Annotated in this window: 14 protein-coding genes, 1 tRNA gene and 1 pseudogene; 5 read left to right on the top strand and 11 right to left on the bottom strand. The window is 66.0% G+C overall.

Annotation, left to right across the window (positions count from 1 at the left end; genetic code table 11):
* Nucleotides 1-65: 65 nt before the first annotated feature.
* Both ACOOHP_RS00670 and ACOOHP_RS00665 read left to right on the top strand, forming a co-directional pair.
* On the top strand, nt 66-2,147 hold the full coding sequence (locus ACOOHP_RS00670) for a TonB-dependent receptor (RefSeq protein WP_420464540.1): 2,082 nt from the start codon (nt 66-68) through the stop codon (nt 2,145-2,147).
* A gap of 120 nt (nt 2,148-2,267) precedes the next feature.
* The gene (locus ACOOHP_RS00665) at nt 2,268-2,681 is read left to right on the top strand and encodes a DUF1330 domain-containing protein (RefSeq protein WP_420464539.1); all 414 of its coding nucleotides are present in this window, start codon (nt 2,268-2,270) and stop codon (nt 2,679-2,681) included.
* A 144-nt stretch (nt 2,682-2,825) separates the two neighbouring features.
* Here ACOOHP_RS00665 and ACOOHP_RS00660 read toward each other — a convergent pair.
* Nucleotides 2,826-2,915 (bottom strand) — tRNA-Ser (locus tag ACOOHP_RS00660).
* Between the two features lie 74 nt (nt 2,916-2,989).
* Here ACOOHP_RS00660 and mltF point away from each other — a divergent pair.
* On the top strand, nt 2,990-4,447 hold the full coding sequence (mltF, locus tag ACOOHP_RS00655) for a membrane-bound lytic murein transglycosylase MltF (protein WP_420464538.1): 1,458 nt from the start codon (nt 2,990-2,992) through the stop codon (nt 4,445-4,447).
* 139 nt (nt 4,448-4,586) lie between these two features.
* On the opposite strand, the gene ACOOHP_RS00650 is transcribed toward mltF, so the two are convergent.
* The 5 genes from ACOOHP_RS00650 to ACOOHP_RS00630 all read right to left on the bottom strand — a co-directional run bounded on the left by ACOOHP_RS00650 (nt 4,587) and on the right by ACOOHP_RS00630 (nt 7,744).
* The gene (locus tag ACOOHP_RS00650; RefSeq protein ID WP_420464537.1) at nt 4,587-5,084 is read right to left on the bottom strand and encodes a hypothetical protein; all 498 of its coding nucleotides are present in this window, start codon (nt 5,082-5,084) and stop codon (nt 4,587-4,589) included.
* 265 nt (nt 5,085-5,349) lie between these two features.
* On the bottom strand, nt 5,350-5,880 hold the full coding sequence (gene def, locus ACOOHP_RS00645; RefSeq protein ID WP_420464536.1) for a peptide deformylase: 531 nt from the start codon (nt 5,878-5,880) through the stop codon (nt 5,350-5,352).
* Nucleotides 5,881-5,965: 85 nt separating this feature from the next.
* Nucleotides 5,966-6,682: a DUF481 domain-containing protein gene (locus ACOOHP_RS00640; RefSeq protein ID WP_420464535.1), complete on the bottom strand. Its 717-nt coding sequence runs from the start codon at nt 6,680-6,682 to the stop codon at nt 5,966-5,968.
* Nucleotides 6,679-7,020, bottom strand: a complete 342-nt coding sequence (locus ACOOHP_RS00635; RefSeq protein ID WP_420464534.1) for a (2Fe-2S) ferredoxin domain-containing protein — start codon at nt 7,018-7,020, stop codon at nt 6,679-6,681. Before ACOOHP_RS00635 ends, ACOOHP_RS00640 begins: the two co-directional genes overlap by 4 nt.
* A gap of 16 nt (nt 7,021-7,036) precedes the next feature.
* Nucleotides 7,037-7,744, bottom strand: coding sequence for a DUF481 domain-containing protein (locus ACOOHP_RS00630; RefSeq protein ID WP_420464533.1), 708 nt, complete (start codon nt 7,742-7,744; stop codon nt 7,037-7,039).
* Between the two features lie 44 nt (nt 7,745-7,788).
* Here ACOOHP_RS00630 and ACOOHP_RS00625 point away from each other — a divergent pair, with 44 nt between their 5' ends.
* Nucleotides 7,789-9,057, top strand: coding sequence for a (Fe-S)-binding protein (locus tag ACOOHP_RS00625; RefSeq protein WP_420464532.1), 1,269 nt, complete (start codon nt 7,789-7,791; stop codon nt 9,055-9,057).
* On the opposite strand, the gene lptE is transcribed toward ACOOHP_RS00625, so the two are convergent.
* The 3 genes and pseudogenes from lptE to leuS all read right to left on the bottom strand — a co-directional run.
* Complete coding sequence (gene lptE, locus ACOOHP_RS00620) at nt 8,966-9,505, bottom strand: LPS assembly lipoprotein LptE (RefSeq protein ID WP_420464531.1); 540 nt, start codon at nt 9,503-9,505, stop codon at nt 8,966-8,968. The genes ACOOHP_RS00625 and lptE overlap by 92 nt on opposite strands.
* Before the next feature lie 136 nt (nt 9,506-9,641).
* Complete coding sequence (locus ACOOHP_RS00615) at nt 9,642-11,642, bottom strand: DUF559 domain-containing protein (protein WP_420466921.1); 2,001 nt, start codon at nt 11,640-11,642, stop codon at nt 9,642-9,644.
* Nucleotides 11,628-12,704: pseudogene (leuS, locus tag ACOOHP_RS00610) on the bottom strand (leucine--tRNA ligase); the annotation flags it as partial. The pseudogene leuS and the gene ACOOHP_RS00615, both read right to left, overlap by 15 nt.
* A 247-nt stretch (nt 12,705-12,951) precedes the next feature.
* Here leuS and ACOOHP_RS00605 point away from each other — a divergent pair.
* Nucleotides 12,952-15,555 carry a protein kinase domain-containing protein gene (locus ACOOHP_RS00605; protein ID WP_420464530.1) on the top strand — a complete coding sequence of 868 codons (2,604 nt, stop codon included), beginning with the start codon at nt 12,952-12,954 and terminating at the stop codon, nt 15,553-15,555.
* Between the two features lie 671 nt (nt 15,556-16,226).
* Here ACOOHP_RS00605 and ACOOHP_RS00600 read toward each other — a convergent pair.
* Nucleotides 16,227-16,931: a response regulator transcription factor gene (locus tag ACOOHP_RS00600; RefSeq protein ID WP_420464529.1), complete on the bottom strand. Its 705-nt coding sequence runs from the start codon at nt 16,929-16,931 to the stop codon at nt 16,227-16,229.
* Between the two features lie 68 nt (nt 16,932-16,999).
* Complete coding sequence (locus tag ACOOHP_RS00595) at nt 17,000-20,581, bottom strand: YadA-like family protein (protein ID WP_420464528.1); 3,582 nt, start codon at nt 20,579-20,581, stop codon at nt 17,000-17,002.
* Nucleotides 20,582-21,062 lie beyond the last annotated feature (481 nt).

The following is a 21,062-nucleotide window of genomic DNA, read 5'->3' as shown; positions in this document are numbered from 1 at the left end:
GGATCGTCCCCGACGTCGCAACGACGCGACCTGTACACAGGATTTTCATGAACCGGGGATCCCGTATGCAACGCCGTCGATTCGCAATCTGCGTGGCCAGCGTCTTGAGCGTGTTGGCTCATGTGAGTGACGCGCACGCGGGCGGATTGCCGACGGTGACGGTGGAGCCGGTGTTGGTGGAAGGACGTCTGGGCGTGCACGAACTGCCGACGTCGGCCACCCAGGGCCGGGTGCAGGCCGAACAGTTGGCGCAGCGCCCGATCGCACGTTCCGGTGAACTGTTGGAGTTCGTGCCCGGCCTGATCGCCACCCAGCACAGCGGCGAGGGCAAGGCCAACCAGTATTTCCTGCGCGGCTTCAACCTCGATCACGGCACCGACTTCTACACCGAGGTCGACGGCATGCCGGTGAACATGCGCAGCCATGGTCACGGCCAGGGCTATGCCGACATCAACTTCATCATCCCTGAGCTGATCGGCTCGCTGGATTATCGCAAGGGGCCGTACTACGCCGAGGTCGGTGACTTCGGGGCGGCCGGTTCGGCGAACCTGCGCTATGTCGACGAGCTGCCGCACACGCTGGTGCGCGCCACCGGTGGCGAGAATGGTTATCGTAGCGGGCTGATCGCGGGTTCGCCCACGCTCGGCGACGGACGCCTGCTGATGGGCCTGCAGGCCACCCGCTACGATGGCCCCTACGACTTGGAATCCGACCAGAAGAAGTACGCCGGCATCCTGCGCTACAACCAAGGAGATGCCGCCAGCGGATTCACTGCGTCGCTGATGGGCTACGACATCGACTACACCGCCCCCGACCAGATTCCGCTGCGTGCGGTGCAGGATGGCAGCATCGGCCGATTGGGTTTCGTCGATCCCAGCGATGGTGGCGAGGTCCACCGTTACAGCGCCAATCTGGAATGGCGCGGCGCCAGCGACGGCGCGCACTGGCAGGCGCAGGCCTATGCGCTGGATTACCGCATGGACCTGTATTCCAACTTCACCTACTTCCTGGCCGACGCGGTCAACGGCGATCAGTTCCGCCAGTTCGACGACCGCCGGGTGTACGGCCTCAACGCGCACCGGCACTGGGCGCTGCCCACCGCCGTGCAGGCCGACCTGCGCCTGGGCGTGCAGCTGCGCCACGACGACATCGACCGCGTCGGCCTGTACCTGACCCGCGCGCGCGCGCCGCTGGACACCGTGCGCGAGGACGCGGTGCGCGAATCCAGCGTCGGCGTGTATCTGAGCAGCACCCAGCGCTGGACCGATTGGCTGCGATCCGAGGTCGGCGTGCGTGGCGACGTCTACCGCTTCGACGTCGACGCCGGCCTCGACGCCAATTCCGGTGACGACGATGACGCCATCTTCAGCCCCAAGGCAGCGCTGATCTTCGGGCCCTGGGCCGACACCCGCCTGTTCCTCAACTACGGACAGGGTTTTCACAGCAACGACGCACGCGGCGTGCTGACCCGCATCGATCCCGCCGACGGCGTGACACCCACCGACCCGGTCGATCCGCTGGTGCGTGCGCGTGGCGGCGAGCTGGGCCTGCACAACGCCTTGGTACCGAACCTGCACCTGAGCGCCGCGCTGTGGTGGCTGGATTTCGATTCCGAACTGGTCTATGTCGGCGACGCCGGCAACAACGAAGCGGGCGCTGCCAGCAAGCGCCGCGGCGTCGAGCTGTCGGCGTACTGGGCGCCGCTGAACTGGCTGATCCTCGATGCCGATTACGCCTACGCCCATGCACGGCTGGACGTGCCCGGTCCCGAAGATCGCATTCCCAACTCCATCGAGAACACGTTCTCCTTGGGCCTGACTGTCCCGGAGACGGGTGGCTGGAGCGCTGGTCTGCGCCTGCGTCACCTCGGCGGCGGCCCGCTGATCGAAGACAACAGCGCGCGTTCGGAGGCCACCACCGTGGTCAACGCGCAGCTCGGCTACCGCCTGTGGCAGCGCTACACCGCGACCCTGACCGTGCTCAACGTCTTCGATTCCGGCGACAACGACATCACCTACTTCTACGAATCCTGCCTGGCCGATGAGGCCTGCGGGTCGGGCGAGGCGAACGCCGGCGGGGTGAGCGACTTTCACTTCCATCCGGTGGAGCCGCGCGCGCTGCGCCTGTCCGTGGCGGCCGAGTTTTGATCGCGCTTGATCGCGTTCATTGATCGCGTTCAGGCGAAGCCTCCGCGTGGGCCTGTCGCGCTACGATGCCAGCCGCCGGTACCAGCCGTGCCGGTCGAGACCTGATCAGGAGACGTGTCCATGAGCCATCTGTGGCCTAGTCAGATGCAATGGGAAACCTTCACCCGGCAGTTTGGTGCATCCGGACCGGTGACCATGCTCAACCTGCTGCGCTACCGCGAGCGCGCCGACTACGCCGATCATCCGGATGAGGCCCCCTGCAGCGGCCGCGAGGCCTACCGACGCTACGGCTCACTGGTCATCCCCTACCTGCAAGCCTGCGGCGGACGCGTGGTGTTTGCCGGTGCCTCCGGCGCTGCGCTGATCGGACCCGAATCCGAGTCCTGGGACGACGTCCTGCTGGTGGAATATCCGAGTCTGCAGGGATTTCGCCAGATGCTGGAATCGGATCGCTACCGCTCCTTCGCGCATCACCGAACCGCTGCCCTGCAGGATTCGCGACTGATTCCGGTCAGCGCATCCGAGTCGCTCTGAGGCGTCAAAGCGGGTTGGATGCCCGGATCGAGCTTTTTCGTCTCGGTAACGGGCAGGTGCTGCGGGCCTGGCTTCGAAACCCTCCCTCGTACCGGACCCGGCACAAACAAAAAAGCCCCAATTCACGGGGCTTTTTCGCTTGTGTGGCGGAGAGGGAGGGATTCGAACCCCCGGTACGTTTGCACGTACGCCTGATTTCGAGTCAGGTACATTCAACCACTCTGCCACCTCTCCGGGGCATCCCGAGCCGTTGCGGCCGGGGTCTGTGCTAGCGTTTCGCGCTTTCCAGACGGCCGGTATCTTAGTGGATGCGTGACTTCGTCGCGAGGGTTCGTTGGCTGCGGGTCGCCGCTTGGAGTGCGGCCCTGGCCCTCTACGGTCTGCTCAGCACCTGTTCCCTGCGCATCGGCATGATGGAGCAGGTACAGGCGCTGGGCGCGCTGCGCGTGGCCACCATCAACAGCCCCACCACGTACTACGAGGGGCCCGCGGGTCCGACCGGGTTCGAGTACGACCTGGCTCATGGCTTTGCCGAATCGCTGGGGGTCGGGCTGGAACTGGTTCTGGCGGCCACGCCCACCGAGGCCCTGGACATGGTCCGCAACGGTCGCGCGCATCTGGCGGCGGCGGGGGTTGTGGTAACGCCGCGCCGCTCGAAGGAGGTACGTTTCGGCCGGCCGCTGCTCAAGGTGGTGCCACAACTGGTGTATCGCATGGGACGCTCGTCGCCGGCAGACGCATCGCGGATCGGCGAGGGGCTGGTGGTGCCGGCGCGCAGCGCGGCGGCGGATTACCTGGCCAATCTGCAAAGCCAGCACCCGGGTCTGGTCTGGACCGAAAGCCCCGATCTGGATACCGAAGAATTGCTGCTGCAGGTGGCCAACGGCGAAATCACCTACACCGTGGCGCCGTCGGACCTGGTGGCAATCAACAAGCGCTACTACCCGCAACTGCGCGTGGCCTTCGATCTGACCGGGGCGCAGGACGTCGCCTGGGCGTTCCCGATCGCCATCGACAACAGCCTGTTCACGCCGGCCCAGCATTACCTCAGCGGGTTGTCGGAGCGCGAGCTGGCGCAGTTGCGCGACCGCTATTTCGGACATATCGAGCAGGTGGATTACCTGAGCGCGGTGACCCTGGCCACCCATGTCGACACGCGCCTGCCGCGCTACCGCGAGGTGTTCGAGCGCGCCGCCCAGGAGTTCGACCTGGACTGGCGTCTGCTGGCGGCCATCGGCTACCAGGAGTCGCATTGGGACCCGGCGGCGGTCAGTCCCACCGGGGTCAAGGGCATCATGCAGCTCACCTTGCAGACGGCCAAGTTCCTCAAGGTCTCCGATCGCGAAGACCCCACCCAGAGCATCATGGGCGGCGCACGCTACATCCGCCGGCTGATCGACATCATTCCCGACGAGGTGCCGCATCCCGACCGCGTGTGGCTCGCCCTGGCGGCCTACAACATGGGTTACGGGCACGTCATCGACGTGCGCGAACTGACCCGCCGACGCGGCGGCGATTCACGCCGCTGGGTGGACGTGCGTGCCAATCTGCGCCTGCTCACGCAACCGCGCTGGCATCAGCAGACCAAGCACGGTTACGCGCGTGGACACGAGGCCGAGACCTATGTCGGCAACGTGCGCACCTACTACGACATGCTGGTTTATATCTTTGGCGATGCGCCCACAAGCCCGGCGGGCGAGTCGGACGCACCGGCACAGCCCGAAGTGCAGCCCGACCCGCTGAACATCCGTACACCGGTGCTTTGACGGCGGCAGGCCGCGCTACCCGGGGCGGCTGCAGACGGGCGGGCGTTGTTCGCTGTCTGGCTCATTCATCAAGCGCCAACAATTACATCCACGTCGGAATTGTCCATAAGCATAACTTTCATCACGTGGCCCAGCACCATCACGTCTTGGGGACCTTGTGCGCTTCCCAGTCAATTTCGGAATACATCTCGGCGCTCCCCGAAAGCGCCACCCGGCTAGGTATTGGCGCTCCCGGAGGAGCCGGATCCCGCCCGAGATACTGCGAGGCGTAGATCGAAAGGCCTTTGTCAGGGTCCAAATGAAATGCGTAATCCGAGCGTCCACTCAGGGGTCCGCGACGACTGTTGTACTGGCTGCCCGAAAGGGCGAACACATTTGTATCTTGAGAATCGAATGGTGCAGGGGCGGGAGGCAACGGGTCGTTACAGAGATGATGAAACAGCATTCCGCCAGAACGGTTGCAATAAAAAACGCCTACACAATCGCTCATGCCAGTGGTGCCAATGATCTGACCCCACCGGGCTGCGCCCGATACCGAACTGGTTATCATCCTGACGTCGACCGCCACATCAATATTTTGCGCTTGCTGGCTGAACGTCCCGTCAGCGAGCATCAAATACATGTTGGGGTAATTCATACGTATCTCCTAGACAAGTTCAAATGCGATTTCCCACCCCAATGGCGTCGGCCTGCGCCGCGGGCATACCGGCAGCAGCGGGAGGACGGCGGCCATGGAAGTCAGGCGCGGCCGAACAGGATTGATTTCGGATGTGCGTGTGCGTCGGCGGCTCTCCGTGCCGGGGTGAGGGCCGGGCGCACCGTTGATCGGGGCGCCTCAACCTTCAAAGCGCGATGCGGGCGCCAATCCCCTCATCCGGCCGGTCAGGAGACGAACCTGCGGGCTATTCGTCGCGGTCGGGCTGGCCCGGAAACAGCACGTCTTGAAAGCCGAAGCGGGAGAAATCGACGATGCGCATGGGGTACAGAATGCCGTCGAGGTGATCGCATTCGTGCTGCACGACGCGGGCGTGAAAACCTTCCACCTCGCGGTCGACGACGTGCCCCTGAGCGTCGACGCCGGTGTAGTGCAAATGCTGGTGACGCGGCACCACGCCGCGCAGGCCGGGGACCGACAGGCAACCCTCCCAGCCGTCCTCCATCTCGGTGGACAGCGGCGTCAATACCGGATTGATCAGCACCGTTTCCGGCACCGCCGGCGCATCCGGATAGCGGGCGTTGCGGCCAAAGCCGAAGATCACTACGCGCAGGTCCACACCGATCTGCGGCGCGGCCAGGCCGGCACCGTCCAGTGCGCGCATGGTGTCGAACAGGTCGGCGACCAGGGCATGCAGATCGGGGGTGTCGTAGCGTTCGACCTCACGTGCGCGACGCAGCAGGCGTGGATCGCCCATGCGCAGGACTTCGCGAATCATCGTGGCTGCCGCGGTGAAGAGCCGCGCGTAACGAGGTGAGACGGGTTACTCATGGGCGCAGCATGCCCGGCGGCGCGGCTGTCTGCTAGCGGCCGCCAAAGGCGTAAGACAAGGTCGCCGCCGTCACCGTGTCGGTCTTATCGGTGTCTACCGGCACGTCGCTGTTGTGCCGCAGGGTGAACGAAAGCGCGGTGAACAGGTTGCCGACCACCGTCAGCTTCAGCTCCGTGATCGCCTCGGTGGAGGTATTGCTGGACCCCGTATCGATCTTGATCGACTGCGCCAGCGCGCTGGTGTCCGACACGGTCCAGATGTACTTGCCGCCGAGACGGCCGATGGCCTCGCTTTCCCGCTGGCCCGTGTTCTGCTCTTCGGTCTGGCGCGCGCCGGCGCCGAACTCAAGATCCAGCAGATGGACCGGCCCGGTCAGCAGGTGGCGGCCATAGCCGATGACCTGCGAGGTGCGCTCACGGTAGGCACCGAACAGGTCTTTCTCCCAGTCCAGTGCAGCGAACAGGTAGTTGTGCTCGCTCAGGTGGTAGTCCAGCTTGTCGCCGACTGCGTAACGCTCCACGGTGCGGCCCTGGTCGTCGCCGCTGTTGATGGCCGTGGCAGTGAAGCTGTTCTTCCAGCGTTCCCGGACCGTGTCGAGCAGCAACTTGCCGCTGAGCGATTCGGTGTCCGAATTGCCGCGCGTTGCGAGCAGGCCGATGCCCGCCTCGCCGGTCCACTGCGCGCCGCTGGCAGGCCCGGCCGACATCCATGTCACCAGCAGAAATCGCGAGAAAAAACGGCCGCTCATCCAGCCTTGATCCAGGGCGGTTGGTCGGGCAGGCACAGGCGTTCCACGATCTCGCCCTTGAGCACGTGCCGGTCGATGATCTCGTCGATGTCGGCGGCGTTGCGGTAGGTGTACCAGACGCCCTGCGGATAAACCGCCAGGCAAGGCCCTTCCTCGCAGCGCTCCATGCAGCCGGCCTGATTGACCCGCACCTTGCCCGGCCGGTTGAGTCGCAAGGCCTTGATGCGCGCCTTGGCGTGTTCGCGCGCCGCGGTTGCGCCCTTGTCGTTGCAGCAGGTGCGCTCGCCCGGCGCGCGCTGGTTGTTGCAGAAGAACAGGTGGTGTTCGTAGTAGCTCACTGGAGGCGTGTCGCGATCACTTGGAGCCGAAGGTATATGACAGATTCACGGCCGTGTAGGTGTCGGTCTTCTTGGTGTCGGGCGGCACGTCGGAGTTGTTGCGCGCGGTGAACGAGATGCCGGCGAACACGTTGCCGATGATGGACAGCTTGAGTTCGCTGACCGCCTCGCTGAAGGTGTTTTCGGAGCCGCTTTCGACCTTGATCGACTGCGAGAACGTGCTGGTTTCGGAGATCACCCACTGGTAGCGACTGCTGAGGCGGCCAATGAACTCGTCCTCGCGCTCGCCGGTATCCTGCGCCTCGGTCTGGCGCGCACCGGCGCCGATCTCCGCATCCAGCAGGTGTTTGGGGCCGGTCAGAAATCGATGGCCGTAGCCCAGACTCTGCACCGTGCGTTCCCGGAATCCACCGAACCGGTCCTTTTCCCAGTCCACCGCGACAAAGGCGTAGTTCTTCGGATTGAAGTTGTAGTCGAGCTGGTCGCCCACGGTGTAACGCTCAGCGGTGCTTTCTTCTTCGTCGCTGTTGTTGAGCGCGGTGGCGGTGAAGCGGTTCTTCCACTTGGTGGTCAGATATTCCAGGTTGAACTTGCCGTTGATCGACTGCGTTTCCGAGTTGCCGCTGGTGGTCAGCAGTCCGGCGGCGGCTTCGCCCTTCCATTCGCTGGCCGCGACAGCCGACGGCGCAAGTGCAAGGAACGCGAATGCAAGACGGCGGATCATCAATAACTCCGTTTTTTGCCGGGGGATCGACGATGATACCGGCCATGTCCGGACCATCCCAAGCCGAGTACCGCCTTGCGGTCCTGCAGGACGCCGACCTGTGCGTGAAGTGCGGGCTGTGCCTGCCGCATTGCCCAACCTACGGTCTGACCCGCCACGAAGCGGATTCTCCGCGCGGGCGCATCGCCCTGACGCAGGGGCTGCTGGGCGCAACAGTGCCGGCGACGGCCTCGCTGCAGACTCATCTCGATGGCTGTCTGTCGTGCCGCAAATGCGAGGTGGTCTGCCCTGCGCAGGTGCCGTACGGCCGCATCCTGGACGCCGCGCGCACCGAACTGGCAGCGCAGCAGCCGCAGCGCACCCGCCTGACCCGCGGGCTCGCCACCGTGCTGGTGCCGCGCGCCGCACGCCGCCTGCTGCGCGGCCTGATCGCGCTGTACAGGAGGAGCGGTCTGCAACGACTGGTCCGCGCCAGCGGTGTGCTCGGCGCAGGCCGGCTGGCACGACTGGAATCGCTGCTGCCCGCGGCTGCCCGGTGGCGCCCCAGAAGGGCGCTGCCGGTACCCGCCGAGCTTGGCGCCGATGCGCCCAGGGTCGCCTTGTTCGAGGACTGCGTCAGCAGTGTGCTGGAACGCGACGTGCGGGATGCCAGCGCTGCCCTGCTGCGCGCCGCCGGTTACCAGTTGGTGGGCGCGCCTGCGCAGACCTGCTGTGGCGCCCTGCACCAGCACGCCGGTCTGCGCGAGCGGGCGCTGGAGCTGGCGCAGCACAACCTCGCGGCATTCCCGGCGGACGCCATCGTCGCCAGTTTCACCTCCGGATGCGCGGCCAGCCTGCGCGATTACCGGACCTGCGGCGTGGCCGGCGGCGCCGCGTTCGCCGCACGCGTGCAAGACCTCACGACCCTGCTGCGAGCCCGCATCGAGCATCTGCAGTTTCGTGCGCTGCCGATGCGGGCTGTGCTGCACCTGCCCTGCACGCTGTGCAACGTGATGAAGGCGGACGGCGACCTGCGCCATATGCTGCACGCGATTCCCGAGCTGGACGTGGTGGAGCTGGACGGCAACGCCGCTTGCTGCGGTGCCGCTGGCAGTCATTTCCTGACGCATCCCCAGGCCGCCGACGCCTTGCTGGCCCCGAAACTGGATGCGCTGCAGCAGCTGCGGCCCGATCTGGTGCTGAGCAGCAACATCGGTTGCCGCCTGCATCTGCAGGCAGGGCTTACCCGCCTGGGTCGGCCGCAGGCGCCGCCGGTGCTGCATCCGGCGCTGGTGCTTGCCGCTCAGCTCGGGCGACCGCCGCCTCGATCCTGAGCATCAGGATCTCCGCCATCTCGCCCTCCAGGAATTCGCGCAGGCGATCGGCCTCCTGCTCCTTGGGCAGAATCTGGTCGGCGTTGAAACTGAAATCGCGTCGCACCTCCGCCTGCTGCGGCGCAATCCACACGCGCTGGCCGGTGCGCACGTCGTAGTTCACCCGCAGGATCAGTTCGTATTCCAGTGCCTTGCCGTCGGGCCCGACCGAGAGCACCTCGCGCGAGCCCTTGAGATCGGTCAGGCGGATCACGGTGACCCCGGTGTCGCTCTTCTCAACCACCTCGGCGCCGCGCCGCAGCAACCGGTCTCGCAGCGCCGCCTCCACCGGCGGTTCCGACACGCGGAACGGCGCCACCATGTCGATACGCACCAGGCGCAAGGGTTCGGGCAGAGGGCGGCTGCCGGCCGGCTGGAAGCCACAGGCGGTGAGCGTCAACGCCAACATCGCGGCGTGCGGCAAACGCCAGAGCCCGTCAGTCGGTCGCGCGACCCGAACCGCGTGCAGTTTCAATTCTCGCTCTCCTGCATCAACGGTTTCGCGTCACGCGCCACCGCCGTGTGCCGCAACGGTACACATGGCTTCATACGACCAGATTCACCAGCTTGCCCGGCACCAGGATCTTCTTCTTCGGCTCGGCACCGTTGACGAACTTCTGCACGTTGTCGTCAGCCAGAGCGGTTGCCAGGATCTGCTCCTGAGTCGCCTCGCGCGCCACCGTGATCTGGCCGCGCAGCTTGCCGTTGACCTGCACCACGAGCGTGAGCTCGTCCTTCACGCGCGCTCCGTCGTCGGCAACCGGAAAGCGCGCGTCGAGCGCGTTGTTGTTACCGGTGAGCGCCTGCCACAGCGCGTGCGCAGCGTGCGGGACGATGGGGTTGAGCATCAGCACGATGCTCTCCCACACCTCTTGCAGTACGGCGCGACCCTGGGGACTCGCGTCCTCGAACTTCGCGACCGTGTTCATCAGTTCCATCACCGCGGCGATCGCGGTGTTGTACTGCTTGCGGCGGCCGTAGTCGTCGCCGATCTTGGCGATGGCGTCGTGCAGCGCGGCGCGCAGCGTTTTCTGCGGCTGCGTGAGCACGGACGTGTCGAGCTTCGGCGCCGGGCCTTGAGAGATATGCGTATGCACGCCGCGCCACAGCCGGCGCATGAAGCGCGCCGCGCCCTCCACACCGGCATCGTTCCACTCCAGCGAAGCATCCGGCGGCGAGGCGAACATCGCGAACAGGCGCACGGTGTCGGCGCCGTACTGGTCGATCAGCAGCTGCGGGTCGATGCCGTTGTTCTTCGACTTCGACATTTTTTCCACGCCGCCGATCTGCACGGTGGACCCATCGGTCTTGAGCTTCGCCGACGTCGGATGACCCTTCGCATCAAAGGTCAGTTCCACGTCGGCCGGGTTGATCCAGGTTTTCTTGCCCTGGTCTTCCGTGAAATATGTCTCCTTCACCACCATGCCTTGCGTGAGCAGATTCGTCGCCGGCTCGTCGCCCGGCACGAAGCCCTCATCGCGCATCAGCTTGTGGAAGAAGCGGAAGTACAGCAGGTGCAGGATCGCGTGCTCGATGCCGCCGATGTACTGGTCCACCGGCAGCCAGTAGTTCGCGCGCTCGTCGCAGAGCTGCTGCGCACCTGGCGAGGTGTAGCGCGCCTGGTACCAGCTCGATTCGAAGAAGGTGTCGAAGGTGTCGGTCTCGCGCTCCGCCGGCCCGCCGCAGTTCGGGCACGTTGTCTTGCGCCACTCCGGGTCGGCCTTGATGGGGGACTTCACGCCGGTGAACTCGATGTCTTCCGGCAGCACGACGGGCAACTGGTCTTCGGGTACCGGCTGTGCGTCGCACTTCGCACAGTAGATGACCGGAATCGGGCAGCCCCAGTAGCGCTGGCGCGAAACGCCCCAGTCGCGCAGCCGGAAATTCACGCGGCGCTTGCCGATCCCCTGCGCTTCGAAGCGTGCGGCGAGCGCATCGAACGCCTGCTCGTAAGTCATGCCGTCGAGTTCGCCGGAGTTGATGAGAATGCCGTGCTCCGTGTACGCGCCGTCCTGGCTCCCCTCTCCCGCAAGCGGGAGAGGGGCCGGGGGTGAGGGCCTCGCTGGCTGCACCAGACTCCGTTCTTCGCACCAATCCCAGAGTGCCTGAAGAACGGACTCCGTTCGCAGCAGCACATCGTCATTCCAGAATCTCAGCACAGTGATGCCATGCCCGGCCAGAGCAGCCGTTCGCTGTTCGTCGCGCCGAGCTTGCAAATTTTCGGCGTGCTGGCCGCCGTCGAGTTCGATGGCAAGTTTCAGTTCGTCGCAGTAGTAGTCGAGTACGTACGGCGCCACGGGATGCTGGCGCCGGAACTTCAGTCCGCGGAATCGACGGTCCCGCAGCAGCAACCATAGGCGTTGCTCAGCGTCCGTGGAGTTACCGCGGAGTTGTCGCGCGAAGTTCAGTAGATCGGGAGGTAGAGGCGCGGGGGAATGTCGTGCGGGTGCCGTTGAGCGAGAGTCGTGCCGCTCTGACAGACCCTCACCCCCGGCCCCTCTCCCGCTTGCGGTAGAGGGGAGCAGAGGCGCGATGACCTGCTTGATCGGCAGCCCGTATTTCAGCGCGAACGCGAAGTCGCGCTCGTCATGTCCCGGCACGGCCATGACCGCGCCGGAGCCGTAGCCCATCAGCACGAAGTTCGCGACCCACACCGGCACCTGCTCGCTGCTGATCGGATGGATCGCAGAAATGCCGAGCGGCATGCCGCGCTTCTCCATCGTCTCCATCTCGGCTTCGGCGACACCGCTGCGTCCCGCGTCCTTGAGGAACGCGGCGAGTTCAGGATTATTTGCAGCGGCCGCAAGCGCTAGCGGATGCTCCGCAGCCACGGCCGCGTAGGTCACGCCCATGATCGTGTCCGGGCGCGTGGTGTAGACCGTCAGCGGCGCGTGGCCCGGCACCTCGAACTGGAACTCCAGACCTTCCGAGCGCCCGATCCAGTTGCGCTGCATGGTCTTGACCGAGTCCGGCCAGCCGCTGAGCGTATCCAGGCCGTCGAGCAGTTCCTGCGCGTAGGCGGTGATCTTCAAAAACCACTGAGGGATTTCCTTGCGCTCGACGAGCGCGCCGCTGCGCCAGCCGCGCCCTTCCACGACCTGCTCGTTCGCGAGTACGGTCTGGTCGATCGGGTCCCAGTTCACGACCGCGTTCTTGCGGTAGACGAGGCCCTTCTTCATCAGGCGCGTGAACAGCAGCTGCTCCCAGCGGTAGTAATCCGGGCGGCAGGTCTGCACCTCGCGCGTCCAGTCGTAGCCGAAGCCCAGCGCCGCGAGCTGGACTTTCATGTACTCGATGTTCGCGTAGGTCCACTTGGCCGGCGCGGTGTTGTTCGCAATCGCCGCGTTCTCTGCCGGCAGGCCGAAGGCGTCGAAGCCCATCGGCTGCAGTACGTTCTTGCCCAGCATGCGCTGGTAGCGGCTCATGACGTCGCCGATGGTGTAGTTGCGGACATGCCCCATGTGCAGCTTGCCGCTGGGGTAGGGGAACATGGACAGGCAGTAATATTTCTCGCGGCTTGGGTCTTCGGTGACCTCGAAGGCGCGGGTGGACTGCCAGTAGTCCTGGGCGGCGCGCTCTACGGTGCGCGGATCGTAGTCTGGGTTCACGAGGCGTTGGCGGCTGAGTTCGAGCGTGTGGCCTGTGCCGCACGGCCAGCAAGTTTAACCTGCGCGGTTTTCCGGGCGGGAACGTCGCGGTCCACGCTGATGGGTGTCCACAAGGGACGCCGATTAAAATATGTGGGCCTTCAGGCCGACGGCGTGCGCTCGATCAAGGGTGGGATGTCGGCCCGAAGGCCCACCCACAGCGGAACAGTTACACATGCCCGCCGAACCGACAGCACCCGAGACACCGATGCGACACCCCCCGGCGGCGCCGGTTGCCGGCAGTTGGCGTTTCGGCAACGTGCGGTTCGACGAACGCAACATGCGGCTGACGGTACGCGGCGTCGAGGCGGAAGCCCCGAAGAAGGTGCTGCAGGTGCTGCGCGAGTTGCTTCACTGCGCCGGTGAAGTGGTGAGCAAGGAAGAGTTGGCGGAGAGCTGCTGGCCCCGCCGTATCTTGTCGGAGACGGTGCTGACCACCACCATCGGCCGCCTTCGGGCGGCGTTGGGGGAAACGGAGGCAGCAGCGATTCAGGTGGTCAGGGGCCTGGGTTACCGGCTGGCCGTGCCGGTGAGTTTCGACGGACCGGTGCCACCGGCGGCCCCGCGGCTGGACCTGAAGGCCGGCGACCATCCACCCGATCGTGCCGAATGGCGATTGATCGAGCCTCTCAGTGTCGGCGGGCAGGCCGATCTGTGGCTGGGTCGCGATGGCGAAAACCGGCTTCGGGTATTCAAATTTGCAGTCGACATGCGCGCCGTGGCGGCCTTGAAGCGCGAATTGGCGATCAGCCGGCTGCTGAAGGAAGTCGCAGGCGGCGATATCGCCGCGGCCGGTTTCGTGCGCGTGCTGGACGGCCAGTTCGAGCATCTGCCGGCGTTCATCGCCAGCGAATGGATCGGCGGCGGAAATCTGGATCAGTGGACGCAGGCGCGTGGCGGCCTGGCCACGATACCGTTGGAACAGCGGCTGGAGCTGGCCGCGCAGTGCGCCGAGTCGCTGGCCATCGCGCATGGCGCCAGCATCCTGCACAAAGACCTCAAGCCGGCCAATATGCTGGTTGACGACAGTGGGACGTCGCCCCGAATCCGCCTGACGGACTTCGGCAGCGCCACGATCATGGATCGCGAACGCCTGCGCCGCTTCGCCATGACCCGGCTGGGTCTGACGCCTACCGTCACCAACGTCGACTCCTCCAGCGGCACTCCGTTGTACATGGCGCCGGAAGTGTTGGCCGGCCAGCCTTCGACCGAACGTTCGGATCTCTACGCGTTGGGCATCCTGCTGTACCAACTGGTGGTCGGAGACTTTCGCCGGCCGCTCGCGGCGGGCTGGGAAGCCGACGTGCCGGACGAAGTCCTGCGCGACGACATCGCGCAGACCGCGGCCGGCGACCCGTTGCGCCGCTTGAGCGATGCGGCGGAATTCGCACGGCGGTTGCGCAGCCTGCCGGAGCGCCGCGAGCGGCGCGCGCAAGAGCATCGGGAAGCGCTGCGCGCGGCTGCGCTGCAGCGGCAGCTGGACCAATACCGGCAGCGACGGCCGTTGCTGATCGGAATTGGGCTGGTACTGATTGCAGGCCTGGCTGTGACCAGCGTTCTGAGCTGGCAGTTGCGCGCCGCACTGGACCAGGCGCGGCGCCAGAGCGAGGTCGCTTCCGCCGTCAACGACTTCGTGCAGAAGGACCTGTTAGCCGCCGCCGATCCCGGCCAGGCAGGCAAGCCGGACCCGAGCATGCGCGAGGTGCTCGAGGCCGCCGACGCCAAAATCACCGAGCGCTTTGGCGGACAGCCGCTGCAGGAAGGCGCGGTACGCACCACGCTGGGCTCGGCCTGGCACCTGATCGGCAACGACATGGACGCCGAACGCCATCTGAGGCGCGCCGTCGCCGTGCTGGCGCCGCTGGGCGAAGAGGCGCGCCTGGAGACCGCGCGCGCCCACCTGGCGCTGAGCCGCAATCTGGCGGTGCGCGGCATCGAGGACTACGCCCCTCTCCTGGATCGTGCGCAGGCCCTGGTCGCGGGCCGGGACGACCTGCAAAGCTGGAAGATCGCCGCCCAGGTGCGCTTTCTGCGCGCTCGTCTCCACGCCTGGAAAGGCGAGAACACCCAGGCGCTGGCGATACTCGACCCGCTTCATGCGGAGGTCGCGCAGCGGCTGCCGGCGGACGACGGATTCCGTGTGAGACTGCGAATGGAACAGCTCGCGATGATGAGCAACCTCGGGCGCAGTGCCGAGGCCGTGGCCATCGCGCGGGAGTTGATGCCCCGACTGGAACACGGCAGTGCCCGCAACCTGGGCGAGGCCGCCGACCTGCATCGCCTGACGGTCCTGATGCTCTCCGACGCGGGTCAGCGCGAAGAAGCCGGGGCCGAGGCGCCGCTGGCACTGGCGCGGTTCACTGCCGTCTACGGGGCCGGCAACGCGGAAACGCTCAGAACCCGCATGATGTTTGCCGGCATGAAAACCCGGCATGGCCGCTTTGACGAAGGCATTGCCGAGCTGCGTGCACTGGTCGCGCCCTTGCGCGCAGCACAGGGCGATCTGGTGTTCTCCGCAAAGGCGCTGGAACTGGTGGCCGATGCGGTCGTCGACGCCGGGCAATGGCACACCGCCGAAGCCGACGCCCGCGCGGCGTTGGCCGAGGCGCAGGCGCTGACGCCCGACGCGCATGCCGTGATCGGCATCGCGACCGCGCGACTGGCTTACGTTCTGACCCGGCTCGGCCGCCGCGATGAGGCGGCGCCCCTGTTCGAGCAGGCGATGCCGCTGGTCCGCGCGCATCTGGAACCCAGCAACCAGGTCTATCCGCGGGTGATGAAGCAATACGAGGAGTTTCTCGCCATCCCATAGCCTGCATTTCTCACGGGGGGATCGGGCGAAGGCCGTAGGTCGAGGACGGCGTTTGGCTTAGCGGGGAGTGACATTGAGTCACTCCCCGCCGTGGCCGAACGCGGGCGCCGGGGTGGAGCGAACCCCATAGTGCGCCGGCGACACGGTGCCTGCGCAGCGGTTGGGTCCCAGCGTGGGAGTGCCATTGAGTCACTCCCACGTAAACCCAACCGGGGTGCGGGAGCCGACGCTGCAGTCCCGCCCGCGCCCGCGCTCGCTGCGCTCCCGACACCGTGGCGGGACTGCCCATGGGGTGAGTGAACCCCAAGCCCTGCGCACCGCAGACAGGCCAGCGCCGATCCAGACGGAGAATCTCTCTACAGTCTGTTTCGGAACCGAAGTTGAAGAACGCTGTGCGGATTGGCAATGGCAAGGGATTCTCCGGCGACCCCTGAGAAATGCGGGTTGGGGCGGCAATCCCTTGCGGCTCTCCGCGGGCGTGAGATGCGAAACCGACCGTACCGGCGTCCCCGCCCGTCCGCCAACTATCGACGCCAGACTATGGTTGCTTCAGCGGATACCGGGGAAATCTGCCCCGGCGCGCTTTACTCAGGGATCATTTGCTATGACGACATCCCCGATACTCCCAAAAGCCCGAACTGCCGTTTCTTCTCACTGGTTGGCAGCCGACCTCAGGCCACCACTTCTCCGCGCCCGTTGAACACATAGCCCATGCCGCGGGCAGAGGTCACTGGCAGCTTCTGGCCGCAGGCGTCTTCCACCTTCTTGCGCAGGCGCGACACGGTTACATCCAGGTTGCGGCTGTAGATCTCCAGGTTCGGCCGGTCCATCGCTGCCAGCAGTTGTTCGCGCGTGGCCACCTCGCCCGGATGCGCGACCAGGCACTGCAGCATGCGGAATTCGGCCATGGTCAGTTGCGCGGTGGCGCCGTTGGGTGCGGTCAGCGCCCACACCATCGAGTCGAACTTCCAGACGCCCTGCGCCGCCGGCTCCGGTTCCGCCACCGGGGTTTCGCTCAGGCGCCGGTGCAGGTTGCGGATGACGAACTCCAGTTCGCGCAGGTTCACCGGCTTGACCAGGTAATGATCGGCGCCCAAGGACAGCCCCAGCATGCGGTCGTCCTCCTGCCCGCGCGCGGTGAGCATGACGATGCCCGCGCGCGTCTTCTGGCGCAGGCGCGCCACGATCGAAAAGCCGTTCTCGCCGGGCAGATTGACGTCGCAGATCAGCAGGTCCGCGGAATGCTGCGCCAGGTGCTCGTCCAGATGCTCTGCGCTGTCCAGGCCGTGCACTTCCATGCCGATGCCCGACAGGTAGCGGCACAGCGTGTCCCGCAGGTCCTCGTCGTCCTCGATGACCAGCACACGTACGTTCATGGAATCGTTCCGGCTCCGGACTTCGACGAGAGGAGACGCGACGCGGGTCGCAAGGTCGAACTCCGCGCTCACCAACTGAATCCTGCGCCAACCGAGGCGCTGGTGGAACCGCTGCCACCGCCGCCGATAGCGCCGGTGAGACGGATGTTGTGGGTGAACTGCGCCTTCATGCCAATGGCATAGCCCTGCTCGCCGTCGTAGGAACCGGCACCCACGCCCACCGAGAACCGCTTGCCCGGCGCCGGGTCGGGCAGCGCTGCCATGGCCGCGACCGAGGCGATACCGGAGTTGAGATCCTTGCGGAAGTCATCCACGGATTCCATCAGCGCGCCGAGCTGGCCCATGTTGACGGCATCGGTCGTCTCCACCCCCGCTGCCACGTTGGTAACCCGCCGCTGATTGGCCGCCGACCCTACCGAGACGGTGTTGGCCTGATCGGCGACCGAGCCGTTGCCCACGGCGACGCTGTTGGCGGCACTGGCGTTGGCGTTGTTGCCGACCGCGACGGCTTGTTCGCCGGAGGCGATGGCGTTGTCGCCGATGGCGGTGGTGTTGGTTCCCGTTGCCTGGGCATCGGTCCCGACGGCGACGGAGGACTGAGCCACCGCGCCACTGCCGATGGCCACGGAGTTGGATTGCACGGCGGTGGCGTTGAAGCCGACGGCGATGCCCCCGGCAGACTGGGCTTCTGCGTTGGTGCCGATGGCCAGGCTGTTGATGGCCTGATCTCCGGACTGGGCGTTGTCGCCACACTCGATGGTGCCGCTGGCACTGCCACGGCCGCAGAAGGCGGCGTTGCTCTGGGCGGTGTTCAGGGCGGTGTTGGCGGTGCCCTGGGCGGTGTTGACCCTCTGATCCAGATTGACGACGTCGGCTTCGGTGGCGGTGGCACGATCCTCAAGGCTGTTGATGGAGGTCAGGTTCTGGTCGATTTGCAGGGTGTTGACCGAGATGTTCTGGGTGTTGCTGCCGATGGCCCCTTCGTTGACGCTGACTCGTTGACCCAGGGCGCCGATGTCGGCGCGGTTCTGCACAACGCCGGCAGTGTTGAGAACAATGTTGCCTTCATTGGTGGTGACCCGACCGTCGAGGTCGGTGATGTTCTCGGCGTTCTGGGCGATGTTGAAGGTGTTCAGACCCACACGGCCGTCGAGTTCCTGGATGTCGTCTTCGGCGTCATCCAGACGGCTGTCGAGCACGACGATGTCGCCTTCGTTGGTGGTGACGCGCTCGTCCAGCACGGTGATGCGGCTGCTGTTGGTGTTGGCACGCGACAGGGCGGTGTCGGCGGTCTCCTGGGCAGCCCCGGCAGCAGCCAGGGCGGTGTTGGCGGTGGATTGGGCGGCGTCGGCGCTGGCCTGGGCGTTGGTCACGCCGGTGTCCAGGGCGCCCAGGGCATCGCCGACGTTGTTGAAGTTGCCGTCCTGTACGGCGTAGTCGGGCGCGGTGACGGTGCCGGTGGCCGGATCTACCTCAGCACCGCCACCCAGGGCGGCGGCAAGACCGGCACCCTGGTTGTCCACCTCGGCTTCCACCGCATCCACGTCGGTTTGCAGGGTGTCGATGTCCAGCTCAGCCGTATCCAGGCGGTCCTCAGCGTCGTCCAGCCGCAGCTCGGCGGCGTCGGCACGGCCGTCGAGAACGCCGATGTCGGCGGTGTTCTGAGCGATGTCGGCTTCGTTGACGGTAACGCGGCCCTCCAGGCTGTCGATGTCAGCCTCGGCGGTGTCCAGGCGGCCATCAATGGCGCCGACGTCGGCCGCTACGGCGGCGATCGCGGCCGTGTTGCTGGCGATGCCGGTCTCGGCCGTGTCGAGCCGGGTGTCGAGCCCGGCGATGGCGGCGGTGTTGGCGGCGATGTTGGTGGTGTTGGTGCCAATATTCGCAGTATTGGCGGCGATGCTTGCAGTGTTCGTCGCGATATTCGCTGTGTTGGCCGCCACGTTCTGATTGGTCGCGAACAACTGAGAGCCGTTGACCGCGTCGGTGCTCGCGGCGCCCAGCGTGCCGGGCGCCACGTTGACAATCCGGCGTTCGGCACCGGCTGCGCCGACGGAGATCGTGTTGGCAACGTCGGCGACTGACCCGGCGCCGAGCGCGACACTGTTGGCGGCCGACGCTGAGGCGCCCGTGCCCATCGCGATGGCATTCACGCCGGCCGCCGTGACCGTCGCATTGCGGCCGATCGCCATGCCGTTGGTGGCGGTGGCGGCCACGGACGTGCCGGCCTCGTCATCGGCCGAGTTGCCGATGGTCAGCGAAAAGTCCCCGGCGGCCGTGCTGTTGGCGCCCAGTGCGGTGCTGAAATCGCCGTTGGCTTCATTCTGATAGCCGAACGCCGTGCTCGCGGTGCCGTTGGCCTCGTTCTGGTGACCCATCGCGCTGCTGTCCTCGGCGTTTGTAAGGTTGTTGAAGCCGATCGCGCTGCTCCCTTCCCCGTCCGCGCCGTTGTCGAAGCCCACGGCCGTGGCGAAGTCGTTTCTCGCGGCATTGGAGTTGCCCACCGCGCTGGCGGCGACGCCGTTGGCGAAGTTGTCGAAGCCGATCGCGCTGCTCTGCGCCATCGCGGCTTCGTTGCTGGCACCGACGGCGGTGCTGACAACCCCAGTTGCCTGGTTGGAGGAACCCAGCGCGCTGCTCCCAAAAGCGTCCGCGTCGTTGTCGTAACCCACGGCGGCGCTGAATTGGGCTCGCGCGTTATTGAAGTAGCCGACCGCGCTGGCGCCAACGCCGTTGGCGAAGTTGTCGAAGCCGATGGCGCTGCTGTCCTGCATCGCGGCTTGGTTGCTGAAACCCACCGCGGTGCTGTTGACGCCGGTCGCGCTATTGCTGTTGCCGAAAGCACTACTGCCCATGACCGTCGCCTCGTTGGCGAAACCAACGGCGCTGCTCTGGACGCCGAGCGCGCCATTGCCACGGCCGATCGCACTGCTGTCCTCACCCGCTGCGGTGTTGACGACGCCTATGGCGCTGCTGTTAACCCCGAGGAGGTCGGTGGTGTTGCCCAGACCCAGCGCAACACTGCTCCCCCCGTTCGCGTTATTGCCGCGGCCGTGGGCGGTGCTGGCGTTTCCGGCCGCCACGTTGTTGGAGCCCACCGCACTACTGCCGTCCCCGGGGGTGCCGTTGCCGAAACCCAGCGCGGCGCTGTCCAGTCCGTTCGCGATATTGCCGCGGCCGTAGGCGCTGCTGCCATCTGCGAGCGCCTGATTGTCGGTGCCCACGGCGCTGCTGAGCCGGCCCTGCGCAAAGTTCAGTGTGCCGAGTGCGGTGGCGTTCACGCCGCTGGCCGTATTGCCGACCCCCACCGCAGAAGTGAGCTCGTTGGTTGCAAAGTTGCCGTCGCCGATCGCGCTGCCCTGAAGGCCGGTCGCCGTGTTGAGGCGCCCAATCGCACTGCCTGCGTTGCTCGCAATATTGCGCACGCCGACCGCGCTGCTTTCGGGTACTCCGCCGGCGCCGCCCGTCGCGCTGTTCTGGATACCGCAGGCGAAGGTCCCGATATCGGTGGTGCTGCCGCCGGTCCCGCCGGCGCCGTCGGCATCGCAGACCTCGGCCTGCGCCTGCGCAGCGAAAGCCAGCAGAATTGCAGCAGACAGGGCGCTACGGACGAAGACACCGTGACGGGCGGCAGGGGCAAGACGCTTCATGAATTCTCTCCAGAATGGGGCGGCAGACACAGGAATGACGTGCCGGCTGGCGGGTGCCCCGGCATGGGTTGCAACAGGTGGGCGAGTCGAAAGAAGACGGCAGCCGGCAGGCACGGCACGTTGGCGCCGTAGGGGTCGAAACGGGAAAGGGCGGAGGTGTCCGGCAGAAACAGGACCAGTACGGCCAGCGCCATCAGGTGCCGCAAGGCGCATCCGCGGCCACGCTCCCGACCCCGTTTGCCGCTTGCCGCCATTGGCTTTCCCCTCGCGCAATCGCCGTTTCGGCGAGGGGTTCAGACTATTTCCAAGCTTCTGTAAAGCCTAATAAATATTTGTTTCCGACTGTTTCACGCAGAGCCACTTTTCTTGCATTTCTTGCGCAATCTTGCGGCCGTCAGAGATGGCGGCACCGGACCTCAGATATGCGCCGGCGTAGCCCGGATGAAATCCGGGATTGCAAGCTCGGTCCAGAACAGCCCCC

This window comes from Panacagrimonas sp., from assembly GCF_965216805.1.
In the GTDB taxonomy this organism is placed as follows: domain Bacteria; phylum Pseudomonadota; class Gammaproteobacteria; order Nevskiales; family Nevskiaceae; genus Panacagrimonas.
The sequence above is the reverse complement of the archived record's forward strand: the minus strand, read 5'-3'. Positions and strand labels throughout refer to the sequence as shown.